This is a genomic window from Photobacterium sp. R1 (assembly GCF_054600795.1).
Window position 1 is genome coordinate 22,926 of sequence record NZ_BAAHZP010000014.1, and the last position, 15,352, is coordinate 38,277.

Below are 15,352 nucleotides of genomic sequence, written 5' to 3' on the forward strand. Positions count from 1 at the left end.
TAATTTTGACTTATTATATAGGCATTTTGCAATCTTGTTTGAAGCTCATTCAATAAGCAATAACTAAAACAAAAAAACCGCCAAAATTAGCGGTTTATCAATATATTCTATTTCCGTTTTACTTTTTTCGCTTCACCGTAGCATTCTTCGCTTTCACCACTCGGCCCCCTTTCGCGAAGCGGTAGCCTTTCTTCAGTGTGCCGTTACTTTTCAGTCCTGTCTTAGCCATTCTTTTTCCCCAGTTGTACGTTCGTTTCCAGTATTGTCAGGCGCTTGTCCTGCTTGTACAGGACGATGAGCAGCGCGATCATGGTTGGCGGTAAGCCCATCGCTGTCAGTTGTTGCAGTATTTCTATCATGTTGGTTTGCCTCTGAGTTTCTGTGAGAAGAATTCGAGCAGGTAGCGCACCATGGAGCGCATCCCCAGCACATCCACGACAATGGCACCGACCACGTACCAGTACGGCTCTGGAATACCCCTGAGCGCCTGAAAACCCGCATCCACATACACCGCATAGTCAGGCCAGAAGCACAGCACCAAGGGCGTGAACACAACCAACAGGATGAATTCATCTTTCCAGCCCCGGCCCTTGAGACTCAGTTCATCCAGATTGGCCGCTTGCTCGTCACCATATTCCAGCCGCTTGAGCCGGGCGGCGTGCTTGGCCTGCGCCAGCTCGTCTTTGCGCTTGAGGGCTTCCGCCTGGTTCTGGCTGTGCTGCTGCCAAGCCGCCACCCCGCCCGTGATGAGGCTCATCAATGCACCCAGCATTACGCCGCCTGAATCCCAGCCTTCAGCACTCGGTCGCTGTAGGGCTGCATGCCGTTTTCATGGCGGATAATCAGGGGCACCATGTCCATTGTTTCCGCTTCTGACAGCGAAGTGTCCGGCGATACGCCCAACGCCCCGGCGACGTGATTTACATAGGCGGTGGTGTCATTTTCCACGGGCGGCGCCCAGCGGTTGATGATGCCCCGCACTGTGGTCAGGCCGTGGCGGTTGCGGTAAGTCTTCAGCGTTCGGGCCAGTGCCCGGATGCCGTTCTCCGGTCTGTCGAAGATCACGAAGCGGCCATCACTGCCAACCCGGCCCTGCCATGCGGTGCCGTTGTCCTCAAGGTTGCCCGGATTGTTGTTACGAATGCCGCGCGGCTTATAAATCGTCATGGTTCCCATCCCCAATAGAATCAAACTCAGTATCAATAGGATCTTGCTGCTGCTCATTGCGTGCCGCTTCCTCTGCTGCTTCCTGTTCGGCCATGGCCGTCACATAGCGGGTGTGCTCGTCAATCAGCCACGCGTAAGCCCGCTCGAACAGATCACGCGTGAGTATCTGATTTCCCCGGTTATCCAGATATTCGATATGGCCGCCCCCTAATTCGGTATCAAAATGCACGGCCCATTCACCGCGCTGCATGTTGTATCCGCCCATTTCGGCCATCATGGCGGGAATGCCATCAATCAGGATGATTTGGTCTTGTGTGACTGCTGTAATTTTCATAACTTCATGATCCAAATAACTGCAATTGATTTCTGCCGTGTATCCACGGCCCCCACCTGACCTACAGACACGCTATGCCCGTGTGCCAGAGAGCCCCCGGTGTTCTGTGTGTGCTTCGTGTAGCCACTGTTGGCAGCACCGCCATAACGGGAATCCCCATAGCCTGACGTCGCACTGGAGAACTTAATCGGGTGGCCGTGACTTGGCATCTGAGACGCCGACAAGGTATGGAATCCGACGCTGACGATTGGTTTTGCAGGCCGAAAACTATCCTCGCCGAACTCATCCCACGGCTGATAAGCGCCGCCCGCACCGACCACCGCCCGATCGCACATATCCGGCGTCCCGTTTTCACCGTCACAGAGCACCCAGCCCAGCGGGATAGATTCAAGGGTGCCGTTATGGATCTTGATATCACCGCTTTTCCAGCTTCCGGCGCTGCCACCATGTAACCTAGCCATGACGCACCTCCGCCAGTGTCCGGACGGTGGCCCCTTCCACCGCATAGGCGAACACCGCCGCCCCGGTTTCCAGCGTCATGGACTCCCCGGCGGCAATATAAATCCCGCTCAGGTTGTCCACGCCTTCCCCGCCCACATAAAGCCCCCGGTCGGTTTGAACCAGTACAGACTGGCGCGTGTTGTTCGCTTCCATCAGTTGGGTACTCACGGCCGGGTCTAACGTGGTTGCGGCACTGACCAGCCCGTCACTGCTCGCCACTGCAACCAGCCCGCTGACCTGCTGCACCTGTGGCAGATTGCCAATATCCACCTGACCGCTGACGGTTTGCACGGCGGGCAGATTGGTGATCGCCACCTCCCCGCGTACCGCCTGCACTTCAGGTAAATTGCCTACGGTGATCTTTCCGCTTACAGGCTGCACCGTGGGCCAGTTCCCAACGGACACCGGGGCCGAAAACGACACGGGGACCGTCTGCTGAATAGCATCGATGGTCACGGGTTCGCGGATGCTGTGCACCTCCACCGCGCCACTGATTGCCACCGCGTCAGACTGGGTGTTCACCGGAATATCGGTAAGCTGATATTTCAGCGTGACCGCCGTGCTGTGATGGTTGTACAGCTCGATAGTCTCGAAGCCACCCAGCGGCACCACATCGTTTTTCTTCAGCTCAGTCCCGACTTCCCGGTTCTGGGTTTTTGCCAGCAAGGTGACCGTATGGGAACAGTCACGGATTAACAGGTACTGACTGACAGCCGAGATAATTTTTTCTCCGGCCTGTAGCTGTACTTCGATGATTTTCTGTGTCTGATACATCCGTTACCTCTTGAGCAAAACAACCAGCAGCACCAAGCCAATGACTGCCGCGAAGGCCATCATGACGCGGGTGTTCAGTTGCCCGATATCACTGGCGCCCCCGGTGTTGGCGCTGGCGTTGATGCTGTTCGCCAGCTGCATGGACTGTGTCGCCAGATTGCTCTGGTTTGATGCCATGCCGCCGAGGGAATTCAGCGCCCCGTTGAAGGTTTCCAGCCCGAAAGTAAAAGCGTCATTCAACGCGGAACTGTTCGCCGCCAACGCATTCGAGCCGAGGGTCATAGCATCACTGGCCATTTCCCCCGCGGCTTCCATGGCACCGTGATCCGTCATGGTCAAGGTGCCACTGATACCGCTGAACATCATCCCGCTGTTGTCACCGCTCACGCCCATGCTGTTGGAGGTGTTGGTGCTCTGGTTGATGTTCTGGTTAGTGCTCCTTTTCGAACTGAGCAGACCCATATCAGCGCCCCTTCATGTAGAAAAACAGCAGCACCATGGCGGCAATCGCGACCACAATCAGGGTGTAGTTCGTAGACTTGGCCCCGAAGGTCACGCCCCCCGCCTCAAAGTTCATTTCAACCGGGCCGTTGGTCGTGGTCATCGGCCCGCTGTCGTTCACCGATTCCAGCGCACCGAATGCCCCGGACATATCCATGCCGGGAAAGCCCATACTGGCCCCGGCGGCGGTTCCGGCCAGACTGGCTAACCCGCCTCCTGAAGATGCACCGCTCACAATGCCCCCTTCCTGCGAAAATAAATAAAGGCCAGTACCAGCACGATGACCCCCACGGCCACCACGCCCGCACTGAGGTACTTGGTTCCGTCGGCAGCGGTATAGCCGAGGGAGCCGCCCACAAGGGCACCGCTGCCCCACAACACCCCACCGCCGATTAATAGAGGGACTAATGGCATGTCTACCTCCGCATAATCAGAACGATGACCAACAGCAAGACAACCGCCCCGCCGATGATCCAGCCATAAGGCATCGACTGGGGTTGCTGCTGGGTGATTTTGGCCGTATTGCCCGTCTCGTTCGCTGCCGGGTCTTGGGTACTGTTCGGGGTCGGTTTGCTGGCAAGGTATTCATTCCACCAATTGCCCGCGAAATCCGTCGTGTCATCCCATGCACCGCCCAGCATTTCGCTGCCCTTATCAACAGCATTATTCAGCCAATCCAGCATTCAGCCCCCTTAGCCCGCGACCTGTGCCGCCGTGCGCTCAACGTCCAGATATTCCGTAATCACGGTCACGCTGCCCGCGGGCTTGCTGGTCTTGAAGGTAAACAGCAGCTCTTTGGCCCGTGCTGTCGGGAACATTTCATTGCGGATGAAACCGCGCATCAGAAAGTCCAGATGGAACATACCCTGCTGCCACATCAGATCATTACGGTTCGCCATGTAGCATTCACGCCATGCAGTGGTCTCATAGGCCACGTTATCATCGCGCTTGATTTCCAGCTCTTCGATGGCGTCGGTCATGAAGTGCATGCGGCGAATGCTGCGCTTCATGTCGTTCGGCAGGGTGTTAAAGGTGTTGGTGCCCTGCGCTGGCATATCAATCTGCAAGCGCTCGATACGCGGCAGGTACATACGCACCGCCTGCGGGGTGTTCACCTCAGCGATCACTTCAAGGGTTGGTGTTTCCGGGTCACCTTCTTTCTTAGCGCCAATATCCACCTGAATCTGAAGGGACTCGCCCAGCATGGTGACCAGTGAGGTCAGTTGCTGGCCGTCTTTCAGCTTCAGGGACAGGTCGGCAAAGGACACGATGAAGACCTGCTCACCCTGCGGCGCAAGGGCTGCGGGAACGTCCATCTGCTTGTACTGCTCCAGCGTCTGGAAGAAGGTCGCCGGAATACCACTGATAAAGGCGTTACTGTTCAGGCGAAACGTGATTTCCAGCCGTTCAAGCGGCAGGTTGGTGTTAAACATGAACGCATCAAACGTCTGGCCTGTCGGCACCGTCAGCGTTGAGCGGCCGTTATAGGTCACGCCGCTGAAGCTCGACAGCTTTAGTTTCTTGACCCCTTGGTATTTGTAATTGGCAATGGCTTGCGCCTGCGCTTCTGGCGTTACTGCAACAACACTCATGATTAAAACCACCCGTTACCGTAGATTGTTTCTTTGATTTTTTTCAGACTGGAGACGTTGTTGATCACTGCGATAATCACCAGCGTGACCAGTACCGTCATTAGCAACACTTTGTGCTCTTTTTTCATAGCGTTCCTTTGTGTGGTTGGAAGATAGCGCCGTATTGGCAGGGCTATGAAAACGACTTTCGGCAGGGTTGAAAATGTGAAGAAACCTATAGGTTGGGCGTTTAACCTATAGGTTTAGATGTGAGTGAGGTCACGCAGCTTTTTGGCTGTTTTTCCGGTAGGTCAGGGAAACTTTCCGGCCCGTCTGGCAGTTCAGTGCCCCTTTGCGGTAGTTCCCCACACCGTCCTCAACGTGGATGAAATCCGCGATCGGTTTGTTGATTTCCAGCTTGTTCATTTTGGCCGAGCGCAAGGCCGCAATGTCTGCCACGGGAACGGATTTCGCATCCGATAAATACTTCGCATCATTCATCGAATTGACCGCACACAGATACCACGTCGGGGACTGGGTGGTGATGGTTTTCGGCACCTCCTGCCCCCGCTGGAATACCGTCGTCACGATACCGCCATACTGTCGGGCACCGCGCAAGAGCTCCCCGGTTTTCCCCTTCAGGGTGCCCGCCGTGGGCGAGCAGGACGCCAGTTCTTCAATGCAGATTTCAAGGGGCGCTTTGCGGCCATCCAGCACCGACCACACCACCGCCGAGAAGAACTCCAGCTCATCAAACACCAAGTCCGCCGGGATGTAGGCAATTTTGAAAGCGCTGTGCCCCTGACGGGCTTTGACCAGTGCCTTAAGGAAATCCGCTTTAGAGTGGTAGCCCCGCACCTGCTGGCCCTGAAAGAGTTTCCCGGCGTAGTTCTCATAGGGGTCAAAGAACACCGCCTGCGCCTTGGCGGTGATGAATTTCGCGTGTTTGACCAGTGAGGTTTTCCCGCTGCCCGTGCCGCCGATAATGACCCGGTGCAACGGGTCAAGATGGGTGTTGGAATTCTTAGGCCGCGGCAAGTTCAGGATCGGCTTTTTCGCCATCATCCACCTCCTGCTGTTCCTGCGCTGCGGCCAGTTGGGCGCGCTTCTCCGCCCGAAGGCCTTTCACCTGACGGGCCGTGACGCCGCCCAGACCGACCACGGCCACCAAGAAGAGGATTTCTTCTTTGTACTGGCCGAGCCAGTTCAGCCACGTTGCCCCGTGTTTCTGCATCAGTGGCCCGGCAGCTTTCAAAACCTTGCCCTTGGCTTTCTCGTCGTATTCAAAGTCCATGCCGATGGCAAAGCTGATCGCCTGCTCAGACAGGACAAAACCCAAGTCCAGCAAATCCACCGCCGCTTCTGCCGCGTCGTCATCGTTGGCGGCATCCTGCGCCACGTCATCCGGCTCCGGGGTTTCCTGTGATTCAAGCTGCTGAATCGCCGCGCCCCAGTCCGACCAATCATCCGCCGCCGGCTGCTCTTCCGGGAGATCGAACATCTCAGTTTGTTGCAAGTTTTCCGCTGTCGCTGTCATCTTTTTTTCCTTTACTCAGACCAATCAAAATCATTACCAGCACAAATAACCCGATGAACCACGGATATAGGGTTTTCCAGTGGATTTTCGGGGCGTTTTTCCCCGGCTCTTTATCCGGCTCCGTTAACGCTGGAAACCCGTCATCACTGGTTTGGGAAACGCTCACGGGGAGCGTTTCGATAACGGTTTGAACCGACTCTTTTGCGGTTTCCCTGACTGTTTCAATGGGCGTTTCCCCCAGTGCCTGAACCGTTTCCACTTTGTGCTTTTCAATGTATTCATGCATGGCACTGCTGTTTGTACTGTTCCCGCACCGGGGGCAGCGGTAATAGAGCTTACCGATGTTGCGGGGGTTCTTCGGCGGCTCACCGGATTCCATCAGGCGGTGCTCCCCGGTCATGTGAACCGTACAGACCTCGCCACAGTCCGGCACGGTGCAGCGGATATAGCCGCGGGTCGGGTTCTTACTCATCTTCGCCCCCGGCCAGTTGTGCCAGGCGCGCTTGCACTTCAGCCCGATAGCCGGCACGAGCTTTTGCGCTGATCCCGTCGAGCATTTCCAGCTTTTCGAAGAAGTCACCCGGCAGGCCGATCGCCTCCAAGCTCAGGGAGCCGCCGCTGAACATCACGGCAGACACCTTTTTCACCAGCACTTTCATATCCAGCGCCTTGAGCTTTTCAATCTCCGCTTTCACCTCTACAGACAGGGCTTCAGCGGTCTCAATGGCTTTCTCAGCGTGGCGTAGCTGTTCGGTGGTCATGGTTTGAATCATCACAGTTCTCCTCTGCTCATCACGATTCGGTTGTTTGCCAGCTTGAGCTGGCAATCTTTATCAATTGGCACTTTGGCCCCGGCCAACAGGGGTTTCATCAGGCACTGCACCCCGGCAAGACTCCATCCGGTCACCCGTTGAAGGTGCTCTCCGAGCTGGGAGTTACAGTTATTTTCAGTGCTCCAAGGGGAGCCGCTCCGCGACTCTAAAAGCGCCCCCAACTCAGACTTTTTCACGAGTCGGTAAGTCTCGCTGCAGGTCGCAATGAAGGTGCTTACCCCTTCAGAGATCCAGTGAAAGCCGATGGCTTTCTTTACGGTCTCGCCGTACTGGTTTTGTTTTTCTTCATAGGCCAGCCGGGCATCAGTGGCGAGCTGGCAAAACAGCGACCATTTGGAGGAATCCGCCGCCTGTCGCAGGGCTTCGAGTTTGGGATCAATGCGGGTTTGCTCTTCCGTGGCCCGGCGCAGATGACGCCACAGGGACACAGGTTCACCGCCGAACTGCTGGAACTGGCGGATACGATGCACGGACGCCCACGCCCGAACCCGAAACGCGCTTTCTTCAGCTTCGGTTTCCGGCATATGCTGGCCATTGATGTTTTTGGAAACGTACTTCGCGATGTACGCCGTTGCGCCGCCCTTGGCCGGGTCGGCTTCCTTGACGTCAAAACGCGGGGAAATGTCCTGACCCAGCTCATCCCGGTCTTCAGCGGTTGCGACGCCGGAAATGATTTGAATCAGGGTGTCTTTGTCTTTCGGGTTGCAGAACAGGAAGTAATGACCGTGACTGGTGCCGTCCTTGTGCGGCTCAGCCACACGAAAGCCGAAGTAATGAATATCTTCTTTGGCAATCAGCGCACGGGCCTGCGCCCACTGCTGCATGAGGTTACCGTGACCTTCTTTGACGCTCGCGCCGTTCCACTTCTTCGAGTTGCGGTGATATTTGCTTGGCAATGTCCATGTCAGGAACAGCGCCGTATAGCCCAAATCCTGCGCCAGCTCTTCAAAGCCACGGGAGCGCACCATCATTTCAATCCGGCGGTTTTCCGGGTTGGCCGTGGTGCGTTTGATCACTTCCTCAAGGTCGAAATGCTCCCCGGTAGCCTCGTTGTAAACAACGGTGTTCTGGATGAACCGCTCCGCTTCACGCTGCTTGTTCTTCCAGTTCTGGAAAGACGGATAGGAAATGTATTTCGACTGGTGCCCCTTGTCGCCAACGCGCTCAAGGGCAATCTGTGCGTACTCAATGTACTGGGAACGCAGATGCATCAGGCGGCGCTCAATCCACTCTTCAGACTGCATTTTCAGCGTCGCAGCCGTCAGGATCTGCTCTGCGCGTTCAATCTCCACCTTGCCACCGGGTAATACAGGCGGATTGACGGAAATGACGCGCAGGTTCTCAGCCAAGACTGAATAGATGTGCTTCATCGCATCCAGAAAGCTGTCAAAAACCTGCGGGTCAATGTCCTGCATTGCCTGCATATTCTCGTCAGCGACCAGACGTGCGAGCTTTCGCACCGCCTCATCTTTCATCAGGATGTGGTGGGTCAGGCGCTCAGACTTGACCCGGTTGCGGAAGTCCACAAAGGAAAACTTTTCTTCAATGAAGGGCGCGACTTTCAGACCGAACTTGACCGCCTCATCGGCGAAGCGGTCGAGATTGTCGCGGGTAGCCCCGCCGCGCTGCTGGCGGCTGGCTATTTTGGTGCGGATATCCTGACGGACGATTTGCGGAAGACGCTTTAAGAAATGACGAGTAAAAACAGTACCGTATTGCATTACTCTTGAACCTCATAACAGCCGGACGGTGTACATTTGTAATTCAGCGGGCGGGATGTGTAGGTGCGCTTTCGTATCCCGTGCTTTTCCCGCAATTTACCCAGCAGAAACCGGGCACGCTGGCGTTTCTTCGGGTCAGGATTGACCATGCCAGCCATGTCAGGACAAGGGGCGTGAATCGGATCCATGGTTGCCCCCTAGCCGCGTACAGACTGCCAGTCTGTTCTGGCTTGCTCATAACGACGGTCAATGTAAGCCGCCAAGTCATCAATTTTGATTAAGGTAGGGCTGCGCTCAGAGTCGCGCAGCTTGAAGGTAGGAACAGGAAAATCACATGCTTTGGCTTTCTGCTCGGCCGTCTTAGGCGTGATGCCAAAGAACTCCTGACAGACTTGTTTCAGTTCAACGGTAGGACTTTGGAAACGTGCAAGCAGTGCAAAATTTGTATTCATACAGCCTCTATGTAGTACACTTGGAGCAATTCGGAGTGATTCAAACACCCGCAAATCACCCGCAAAAACATCTGGCAGCATTATTGCCGATCATTTTTCACTTAGCAATACATTTGCAGACATGGAGCAGCACACATGCAGAGCATCGACGAGCAGATTGCAGAGTTAAAGAAGCTAACGAATACTGCGAAGAACGTAGATCTGGCAAAGGTTCTGGGGGTATCTCCGAAGACCATTCAGTCATGGAAGACACGTGAAAAAATCCCTGAAGATATTTTCCTAAAAGCGAGACAAATATCACAAAATGGTGTGATTGCTCCGCCAAAAGGATATGTGACCCTCGATTTCTTCGAGGTAGAAGCCAGTGCAGGCCATGGCGCTTTAGTGGTCAGTGAAGAGAAGTCGAGCGATATCGTTTTCAGTGAATCCTACATTCAGAACGAAGTCGGTGTAAAAGCGGCCAATATCTTCCTGATGCCTGTGAAGGGTGACAGCATGTACCCAACGCTCAAAAATGGCTGTCTGGTCATGGTGAACCGAATCGATCATTTTACTGGTGATGGAATCTACGTCTTTCGATTTGAAGGTCAGTTGATGGTCAAACGTCTACAGTTTTCAAAGCACGGCCTGTCTGTTACCAGTGACAATGACAACTACCAGCCATGGGAACTGAGCAAAGAAGAGATCATGAGCAGTGATTTTGAAGTGATTGGTGAGGTGGTTTGGTCTGGGCAGCGGATGTAACTATAACTGATAAAGAAAAGCCGTTATACAAAACAACAACTTAAACACATCAATACAGTGATATTCAAATGGAAAATGAGCAAAGAAAAGTTGAGTTTTTATACCAATCTATCGCTGATACTCAACAAACGATACGAGCAACCGACGTGAAATTAGGGTTCCTGTTCGTTTTATTTTTATCCCCCATGATTGGGTTTAATGAAATATTTAAAGTTTTCAATAACTTGAAAGAAGTTAGTGATATGTATTATTACGCTTCACTATTTACCGCCACTCTCTGGATATTTGGACTTTACTGCTTGCTCTTAGCCGTAAAATCAATAGTAAACCCCTCCCTAGAGGAAACAAATACTTCAGCTAAAGGGCGATTTTACAACGGTGACCTTTTTCACTTTAATTTTTTCGATAATCTAGTAACTTTCCCTATCAAACCAATCGTGCAGCCAACCGATTTTACTAACCAACTACCATCAAATGTCAATGCTGTAATTGATGAGTTGTCAATCGAAGTCTATAAACTAGTTTACATTCGTGATGTAAAAATTCGCAGAACAGCAATGTGTGTTAATTCAGCGTTTTTAGGACTTATCTCTGGAATGACACTATGGATTTTTTCTCTTCTTAAAGTGGGGTTTTAATGCTTTCATCAATTAAACAAGGAATACTCAGAGGAATTATCAATGACTCACTCGATAAAGCTGAGAAGCATTGGAAAGACGGAGGATACTTACTAGCTGTAAATAAAATACAGTTTGAATCCATTTCTGAGAAAGTTATGGATTCAGCAGAGCCATCTAAGATTCCTGGACACGCAATTGTACAAGACGGTGAAACAGTCATTGATACTTTTATCGCATTTGTAGCTGATATGCGTGATTCTTCAAAACACTTGATGTGTGCAACTAGCCCCAAAAGATCAAAGGTTTCGGGATTACAGCGTGTATATTACGAAACCTCAGCATTGCTTCCTGCTATCGGTTATGTAGTTCGCGAAGAAGAGGGCAATGTTACTGAATATTTGGGTGATGGTGCATTAGCCTTATTTCGGGTCGATGATGATGATAAAGAAAAAGCGATTTATGCCGCTCATCGAGCAGCGAAAAATGCAATTGGTATTGCACGTGAAATCGTTAACGAGATATTAATGAAGCGATATGAGCTACCAGCTCTTGATATAGGAGTGGGATTAGCTGTTAGTCAAACTTTGGTTACCTTAGTTGGACTATATCCAGAGAAGCACCCAAAAGCTTTTGGAGAGTGTGTTTTTAGAGCAACAAAACTGTCCAGTGGCAGGAATGAAGTTATTTCAGATGCTAACTTAAAAGCTATCTGGCCAACCTCAAAAGGCGGCACGCTAAGGTTTACTCCAAAAAGCATTAATAATGTTGATGGATATATTTTAGGAAGTGCCGCTTAGACCAATGAGATAATTCAGGGTGGACCAATTCTATAATCCGGTCCCCCTATAGTACCCCTCAAAACACCTTAGCCCGGTAATAGCCTGAAAGTCCGTTCAATCCAACATGGGTGCGACGGAAAAACGGCAGGAAGGGTAATCACCGGCAGTACCGTGATTTTGCTGTGTTTTTTCAGTTTCTTGCGTCATTCTGAATTTCCTGTAACTTCATTGAAATTGCCCGAATTCCGTTCACAGTACCCCTCACAGGCCCCCTTTCAGCATAGGACAGGCCACCCCGATTCAGGTCAAGGCAGTCCATCCCGCCCCCGGCAGGCTGCGGTACAAAGCAACTCTCTTCGTTCAAAGCAGGGGCGCATTATACATACAGACAAGGAAAGTTTCAGGAAAAAGGAGAAGGACGGCAGTGCTGCAACTGTGGTTGGATGTAGCCAACGATCAAGAATGTGTCTTGTGATGGTGAAACGTCTGCAACTTTCAAAGCACGGCCTGTCTGTTACCAGTGACAACGACAGCTATCAGCCATGGGAGCTAACCAAAGAAGAAATAATGAGCAGTGACTTTGAAGTGGTTGGCGAGGTTGTTTGGTCTGGGCAGAGGATGTAAAAATAAGAATAAAAACTCTGACTATAAATATATTAAACACAGTCAGAGTTTATATTTTATCTAAGAGGACACTTTAACCGCATATTCTTGAGGCATTGGTTTATTTACATCGACCTTGATGAATTCATAAGTTTTAGATTTATTTATTTCAAACCCATCTAAACAATCATCAATCCTTTTTTCAATGGGTGTTTCTTTGTCAGAGTCTACTCTGGCTTGAATAAAATCAGCATGAACTATGAAGCGATAATTTTCAGAAGTATATTCAGCGAATCGAAAATCTGGCCTCACATTGAATTTTTCTTTAAACAATAATTCAAAGTGCAACTTAATATAACCCAAAACGATTTCAATATTATCATACATGGTATATCCCCTATAATTCATTTATAAAGATGCAGCCCTATAGATACATCTTTATAAATGAAAAAATAATAAATCAGCTATCACGACCTTTGAAAATAAACCATACATTTATCTCATGGCTTACTCGAATAAAGTTAGACCAAATCAGAGTGATTTTTTTCGATTTATCTCATATTGTGATTTTACAACAAGAATCAACTCCTATAGAGATCATCAATCACACTATTAGCATTCGTTCTTGGCAGATTTTTATTAACCAATTATGATAAAAAGCTACGTATTCGGTACGTATATAGCGCACGAGCCCAGACAGGGCGCTAATTGTGCGCATTATCCAACATGGGTGCGACGGAGAAACGGCGGGAAGGGTAGTCACCGGCGACACCTTGATTTTGCTGTGTTTTTTTCAGTTTCTGCGTCATTCTGAATTTCCTGTAACTTCATTGAAATTGCCCGAATTCCGTTCACAGTACCCCTCACAGGCCCCCTTTCAGCATAGGGCAGTGCCACCCCGATTCTGATCAAGGCAGTCCATCCCGCCCCCGGCAGGTTGCGGTCCAAAGCAACTCTCGTCGTTCCAAGCGGAGACGTAATATACATAGCATAGAGACACCGTAATTCCTGGGAAGAGTAACGACAATGACCAAAAATCATGTAAATATGCCCACTGAATCAAGGCCGAGAGAGACATATGAAAAAGAAATACTGTTTTGGGAGTGCGTTGAAAAAGCTAGCCACTGCTTCTTTGTTGCTGCTACCTCTTGTTGCGAACGCGGGCTATTCACTTGAAGAAGCGTATCAGGACGTAAATATTCAAACAGCTCGCTGCCTGAAAATGAAAAATCGTCCGGTCAATGCTATTCAGGATGCCTGGTTTGATTCATTGCGTGCAGTTCAGAAACGTGCCGTTCTTTTTGAACTGTCAACAAGAGCGATGGACCGCTGTACTTTAGAGACAAGAGGAAAATACTCTTGGGCTTTGGTGAAACAGGCCGGTGAAACGGGTGACCTGAAAAGCCTGAAAGACTGGATTGCACTGAATAGCCCTATCGGAGGCAAAGCGAAAACCATCTTACAATCACTGCCGGAAGAAGAAATAAACCGATTATCTTTATCAGATGACTTCTACTATCCGTTTGATTCACTGTCTCTGAGAGACAAACTCATTTCAGAGTAAGTCTTTCAGTCTGTCATTTCCAAAGCCCGGGAGAATATCCAGGGCTTTTCAGACTTGATTTCCAGTCCTGAATTTCTTGTTTTTTCATTGATATTCCTTGAACGCCTTTGACCGCCTCCCCTCCTTCAGCGCAGAACAACGACAGTCGAACCATACGTCACTGGCAACATCCACCGGCGGGTTGGTCGTTCAGAAACGGGCGTTGTGAACAGTCAGGTCATCAAGCTCGCGATCAAAGATAAAGCAAAACCAAGCTTTGGTGCCTCCCGCTTTCTTGATATTATAATCAGTAGCTTAGACAACAGAACACCAGTGAGATGCTTCAATATGCACGCATGCTTTTGCTGTTCTGACAATCAAATTTGGTCGTTATGTTGAAGCTGTGGGGGAATTTGATAAAAAACGGGATATTTCAGGTTCAACTTTCAGATTTTCGTGTAGAACAATTCATTGTCGTGATGAGTCATCTTCCGGACATATCTATGCAAAATGTGACCTGAAAGCGGGAAATTCGTGTGTTGTCATGCTCCGCCATTCACCCTTTGCTTCAACAATGATGGGAAGAAATGCACGCTGAAGGGCTTTTTCCTTGCTGCACCGCCGGGATTTCACGGCAGGAAGGCATAGGGTTTCTCTCATTTGACAAGGTATCCTGTGGAAAGAAAAACAATAACACTCACCGCCCTGGCTTTCGCTGATGCACCCACAACATCGATTTCCGGGCCCATTGAAGTTTTGTCTGTTGCTGCGCAGCTTGCCGGCGCACCTGAGCCGGTCATACACATTGTCACTCAGGACAACCAGCCTATCCGGGGACTTGGCGGCGTCATTGTCTCTCCGACCATCGACATCGAAAAAGTCAGACAGACCGATATCCTGTTGGTCGGCTCCCTCGGTTTTCCGGACACCAACTTAGAGACGCTGGAAGATGCCACCCTGGACTGGCTGAAACAATTTGAGTCGCACGACATTCCGATCGTGTCGATCTGTTCCGGGGCGTTTGTGCTGGCCAAAGCAAAAATGCTGGAAAACCGGACCGCCACCACGCACTGGCACTTTGCCAATCTGTTTCGCGATATGTTTCCAAACACCCGATTGCAGGTGGATCGACGCGTGACCTGTGATCACAAGCGTTACTGTACGTCGGGGATCAGTGGCTATAGTGATGTGATGATGCTGATCGTCGAGCAGGTTTTTGGCCTGACGATCCGTGAAAGCTGCCATCAGTTTGTCTTTGGTGATACCGATCAGGTTCAGCAGAAAGCGCTGGCGAACTTCATCCCCTATCGCCAGCACAACGATACGCTGATTCATCAATTGCAGGACTGGATGCACAGCAGCCCGACACTTGAATTTTCGGTCAATGTGCTGAGTCAACGGGTTCACCTGAGTGAACGGCAGATGAAACGTCGCTTTAAACTGGCCACGGGGCAGACGCCGATTCAGTATATTCAGCAGATCCGTTTATCCATCGCAAAAGACAAGCTGGAGAAGACCAAGCAAACCATTGAGGACATCAGTCGTGAAGTCGGATACGAAGACGTCCGCTACTTCAGGGAGTTGTTTAAAAAGTCCAACGACATGACCCCGCTGGAGTACCGGAAGCGTTATCAGCGCTAAAGCTAACAACAAACAGAAAGGCCGTGATTCC

At 51.0% G+C, this 15,352-nt stretch carries 25 protein-coding genes; 5 read left to right on the top strand and 20 right to left on the bottom strand.

Features of this window, described 5'->3' with window-relative positions:
• Nucleotides 1–221: 221 nt before the first annotated feature.
• The 19 genes from ACYP03_RS19280 to ACYP03_RS19370 form a co-directional block, all read right to left on the bottom strand.
• Complete coding sequence (locus ACYP03_RS19280; protein ID WP_202601876.1) at nucleotides 222–359, bottom strand: hypothetical protein; 138 nt, start codon at nucleotides 357–359, stop codon at nucleotides 222–224.
• Nucleotides 356–772: a hypothetical protein gene (locus tag ACYP03_RS19285; protein WP_459781728.1), complete on the bottom strand. Its 417-nt coding sequence runs from the start codon at nucleotides 770–772 to the stop codon at nucleotides 356–358. Before ACYP03_RS19285 ends, ACYP03_RS19280 begins: the two co-directional genes overlap by 4 nt.
• Nucleotides 772–1,167 (bottom strand): structural protein, encoded by a 396-nt coding sequence (locus ACYP03_RS19290; protein WP_459781729.1) that lies wholly within the window; start codon nucleotides 1,165–1,167, stop codon nucleotides 772–774. Before ACYP03_RS19290 ends, ACYP03_RS19285 begins: the two co-directional genes overlap by 1 nt.
• A complete protein-coding gene (locus tag ACYP03_RS19295) occupies nucleotides 1,154–1,501 on the bottom strand; it encodes a hypothetical protein (protein ID WP_459781730.1) in 348 nt (115 codons plus the stop codon). Before ACYP03_RS19295 ends, ACYP03_RS19290 begins: the two co-directional genes overlap by 14 nt.
• Nucleotides 1,498–1,962 carry a hypothetical protein gene (locus ACYP03_RS19300; protein ID WP_459781732.1) on the bottom strand — a complete coding sequence of 155 codons (465 nt, stop codon included), beginning with the start codon at nucleotides 1,960–1,962 and terminating at the stop codon, nucleotides 1,498–1,500. Before ACYP03_RS19300 ends, ACYP03_RS19295 begins: the two co-directional genes overlap by 4 nt.
• Nucleotides 1,955–2,776 carry a hypothetical protein gene (locus ACYP03_RS19305; RefSeq protein WP_459781734.1) on the bottom strand — a complete coding sequence of 274 codons (822 nt, stop codon included), beginning with the start codon at nucleotides 2,774–2,776 and terminating at the stop codon, nucleotides 1,955–1,957. Before ACYP03_RS19305 ends, ACYP03_RS19300 begins: the two co-directional genes overlap by 8 nt.
• 3 nt (nucleotides 2,777–2,779) lie before the next feature.
• Nucleotides 2,780–3,238 (bottom strand): hypothetical protein, encoded by a 459-nt coding sequence (locus tag ACYP03_RS19310; protein WP_459781736.1) that lies wholly within the window; start codon nucleotides 3,236–3,238, stop codon nucleotides 2,780–2,782.
• A gap of 1 nt (nucleotide 3,239) precedes the next feature.
• Complete coding sequence (locus ACYP03_RS19315; RefSeq protein WP_459781737.1) at nucleotides 3,240–3,512, bottom strand: hypothetical protein; 273 nt, start codon at nucleotides 3,510–3,512, stop codon at nucleotides 3,240–3,242.
• The gene (locus ACYP03_RS19320; protein ID WP_303567241.1) at nucleotides 3,509–3,691 is read right to left on the bottom strand and encodes a hypothetical protein; all 183 of its coding nucleotides are present in this window, start codon (nucleotides 3,689–3,691) and stop codon (nucleotides 3,509–3,511) included. The genes ACYP03_RS19315 and ACYP03_RS19320 overlap by 4 nt, the downstream gene beginning before the upstream one ends.
• A 2-nt stretch (nucleotides 3,692–3,693) precedes the next feature.
• Nucleotides 3,694–3,960 carry a hypothetical protein gene (locus ACYP03_RS19325; protein ID WP_459781739.1) on the bottom strand — a complete coding sequence of 89 codons (267 nt, stop codon included), beginning with the start codon at nucleotides 3,958–3,960 and terminating at the stop codon, nucleotides 3,694–3,696.
• 9 nt (nucleotides 3,961–3,969) lie between these two features.
• Nucleotides 3,970–4,869: a major capsid protein P2 gene (locus ACYP03_RS19330; RefSeq protein ID WP_459781741.1), complete on the bottom strand. Its 900-nt coding sequence runs from the start codon at nucleotides 4,867–4,869 to the stop codon at nucleotides 3,970–3,972.
• 2 nt (nucleotides 4,870–4,871) lie between these two features.
• Nucleotides 4,872–4,997 carry a hypothetical protein gene (locus ACYP03_RS19335; RefSeq protein WP_256549311.1) on the bottom strand — a complete coding sequence of 42 codons (126 nt, stop codon included), beginning with the start codon at nucleotides 4,995–4,997 and terminating at the stop codon, nucleotides 4,872–4,874.
• Between the two features lie 130 nt (nucleotides 4,998–5,127).
• On the bottom strand, nucleotides 5,128–5,910 hold the full coding sequence (locus ACYP03_RS19340; RefSeq protein ID WP_459781743.1) for a hypothetical protein: 783 nt from the start codon (nucleotides 5,908–5,910) through the stop codon (nucleotides 5,128–5,130).
• A complete protein-coding gene (locus tag ACYP03_RS19345; RefSeq protein WP_459781744.1) occupies nucleotides 5,873–6,385 on the bottom strand; it encodes a hypothetical protein in 513 nt (170 codons plus the stop codon). The genes ACYP03_RS19340 and ACYP03_RS19345 overlap by 38 nt, the downstream gene beginning before the upstream one ends.
• A complete protein-coding gene (locus ACYP03_RS19350; protein ID WP_459781746.1) occupies nucleotides 6,351–6,857 on the bottom strand; it encodes a hypothetical protein in 507 nt (168 codons plus the stop codon). The genes ACYP03_RS19345 and ACYP03_RS19350 overlap by 35 nt, the downstream gene beginning before the upstream one ends.
• Nucleotides 6,850–7,158 carry a hypothetical protein gene (locus tag ACYP03_RS19355; protein WP_303566439.1) on the bottom strand — a complete coding sequence of 103 codons (309 nt, stop codon included), beginning with the start codon at nucleotides 7,156–7,158 and terminating at the stop codon, nucleotides 6,850–6,852. Before ACYP03_RS19355 ends, ACYP03_RS19350 begins: the two co-directional genes overlap by 8 nt.
• Entirely contained in the window at nucleotides 7,158–8,939 is a 1,782-nt protein-coding gene (locus tag ACYP03_RS19360; RefSeq protein ID WP_459781749.1) for a replication endonuclease, read from the bottom strand. The genes ACYP03_RS19355 and ACYP03_RS19360 overlap by 1 nt, the downstream gene beginning before the upstream one ends.
• On the bottom strand, nucleotides 8,939–9,127 hold the full coding sequence (locus ACYP03_RS19365; protein ID WP_459781751.1) for a hypothetical protein: 189 nt from the start codon (nucleotides 9,125–9,127) through the stop codon (nucleotides 8,939–8,941). Before ACYP03_RS19365 ends, ACYP03_RS19360 begins: the two co-directional genes overlap by 1 nt.
• A 9-nt stretch (nucleotides 9,128–9,136) precedes the next feature.
• A complete protein-coding gene (locus ACYP03_RS19370; protein WP_120513600.1) occupies nucleotides 9,137–9,391 on the bottom strand; it encodes a pyocin activator PrtN family protein in 255 nt (84 codons plus the stop codon).
• 135 nt (nucleotides 9,392–9,526) lie between these two features.
• Between ACYP03_RS19370 and ACYP03_RS19375 the strand changes: the two genes are divergently transcribed.
• From ACYP03_RS19375 to ACYP03_RS19385, 3 genes are all read left to right on the top strand, one after another.
• The gene (locus tag ACYP03_RS19375; protein ID WP_459781753.1) at nucleotides 9,527–10,135 is read left to right on the top strand and encodes a S24 family peptidase; all 609 of its coding nucleotides are present in this window, start codon (nucleotides 9,527–9,529) and stop codon (nucleotides 10,133–10,135) included.
• Between the two features lie 68 nt (nucleotides 10,136–10,203).
• Entirely contained in the window at nucleotides 10,204–10,773 is a 570-nt protein-coding gene (locus tag ACYP03_RS19380; RefSeq protein ID WP_459781755.1) for a hypothetical protein, read from the top strand.
• The gene (locus ACYP03_RS19385; RefSeq protein WP_459781757.1) at nucleotides 10,773–11,552 is read left to right on the top strand and encodes a hypothetical protein; all 780 of its coding nucleotides are present in this window, start codon (nucleotides 10,773–10,775) and stop codon (nucleotides 11,550–11,552) included. The genes ACYP03_RS19380 and ACYP03_RS19385 overlap by 1 nt, the downstream gene beginning before the upstream one ends.
• 666 nt (nucleotides 11,553–12,218) lie before the next feature.
• Here ACYP03_RS19385 and ACYP03_RS19390 read toward each other — a convergent pair.
• Nucleotides 12,219–12,524, bottom strand: coding sequence for a hypothetical protein (locus tag ACYP03_RS19390; RefSeq protein WP_459781759.1), 306 nt, complete (start codon nucleotides 12,522–12,524; stop codon nucleotides 12,219–12,221).
• Between the two features lie 691 nt (nucleotides 12,525–13,215).
• Here ACYP03_RS19390 and ACYP03_RS19395 point away from each other — a divergent pair.
• Together ACYP03_RS19395 and ACYP03_RS19400 are read left to right on the top strand one after the other, a co-directional pair.
• On the top strand, nucleotides 13,216–13,701 hold the full coding sequence (locus ACYP03_RS19395) for a hypothetical protein (RefSeq protein ID WP_459781760.1): 486 nt from the start codon (nucleotides 13,216–13,218) through the stop codon (nucleotides 13,699–13,701).
• A 654-nt stretch (nucleotides 13,702–14,355) separates the two neighbouring features.
• Nucleotides 14,356–15,321 (top strand): GlxA family transcriptional regulator, encoded by a 966-nt coding sequence (locus ACYP03_RS19400; RefSeq protein WP_248144236.1) that lies wholly within the window; start codon nucleotides 14,356–14,358, stop codon nucleotides 15,319–15,321.
• Nucleotides 15,322–15,352 lie beyond the last annotated feature (31 nt).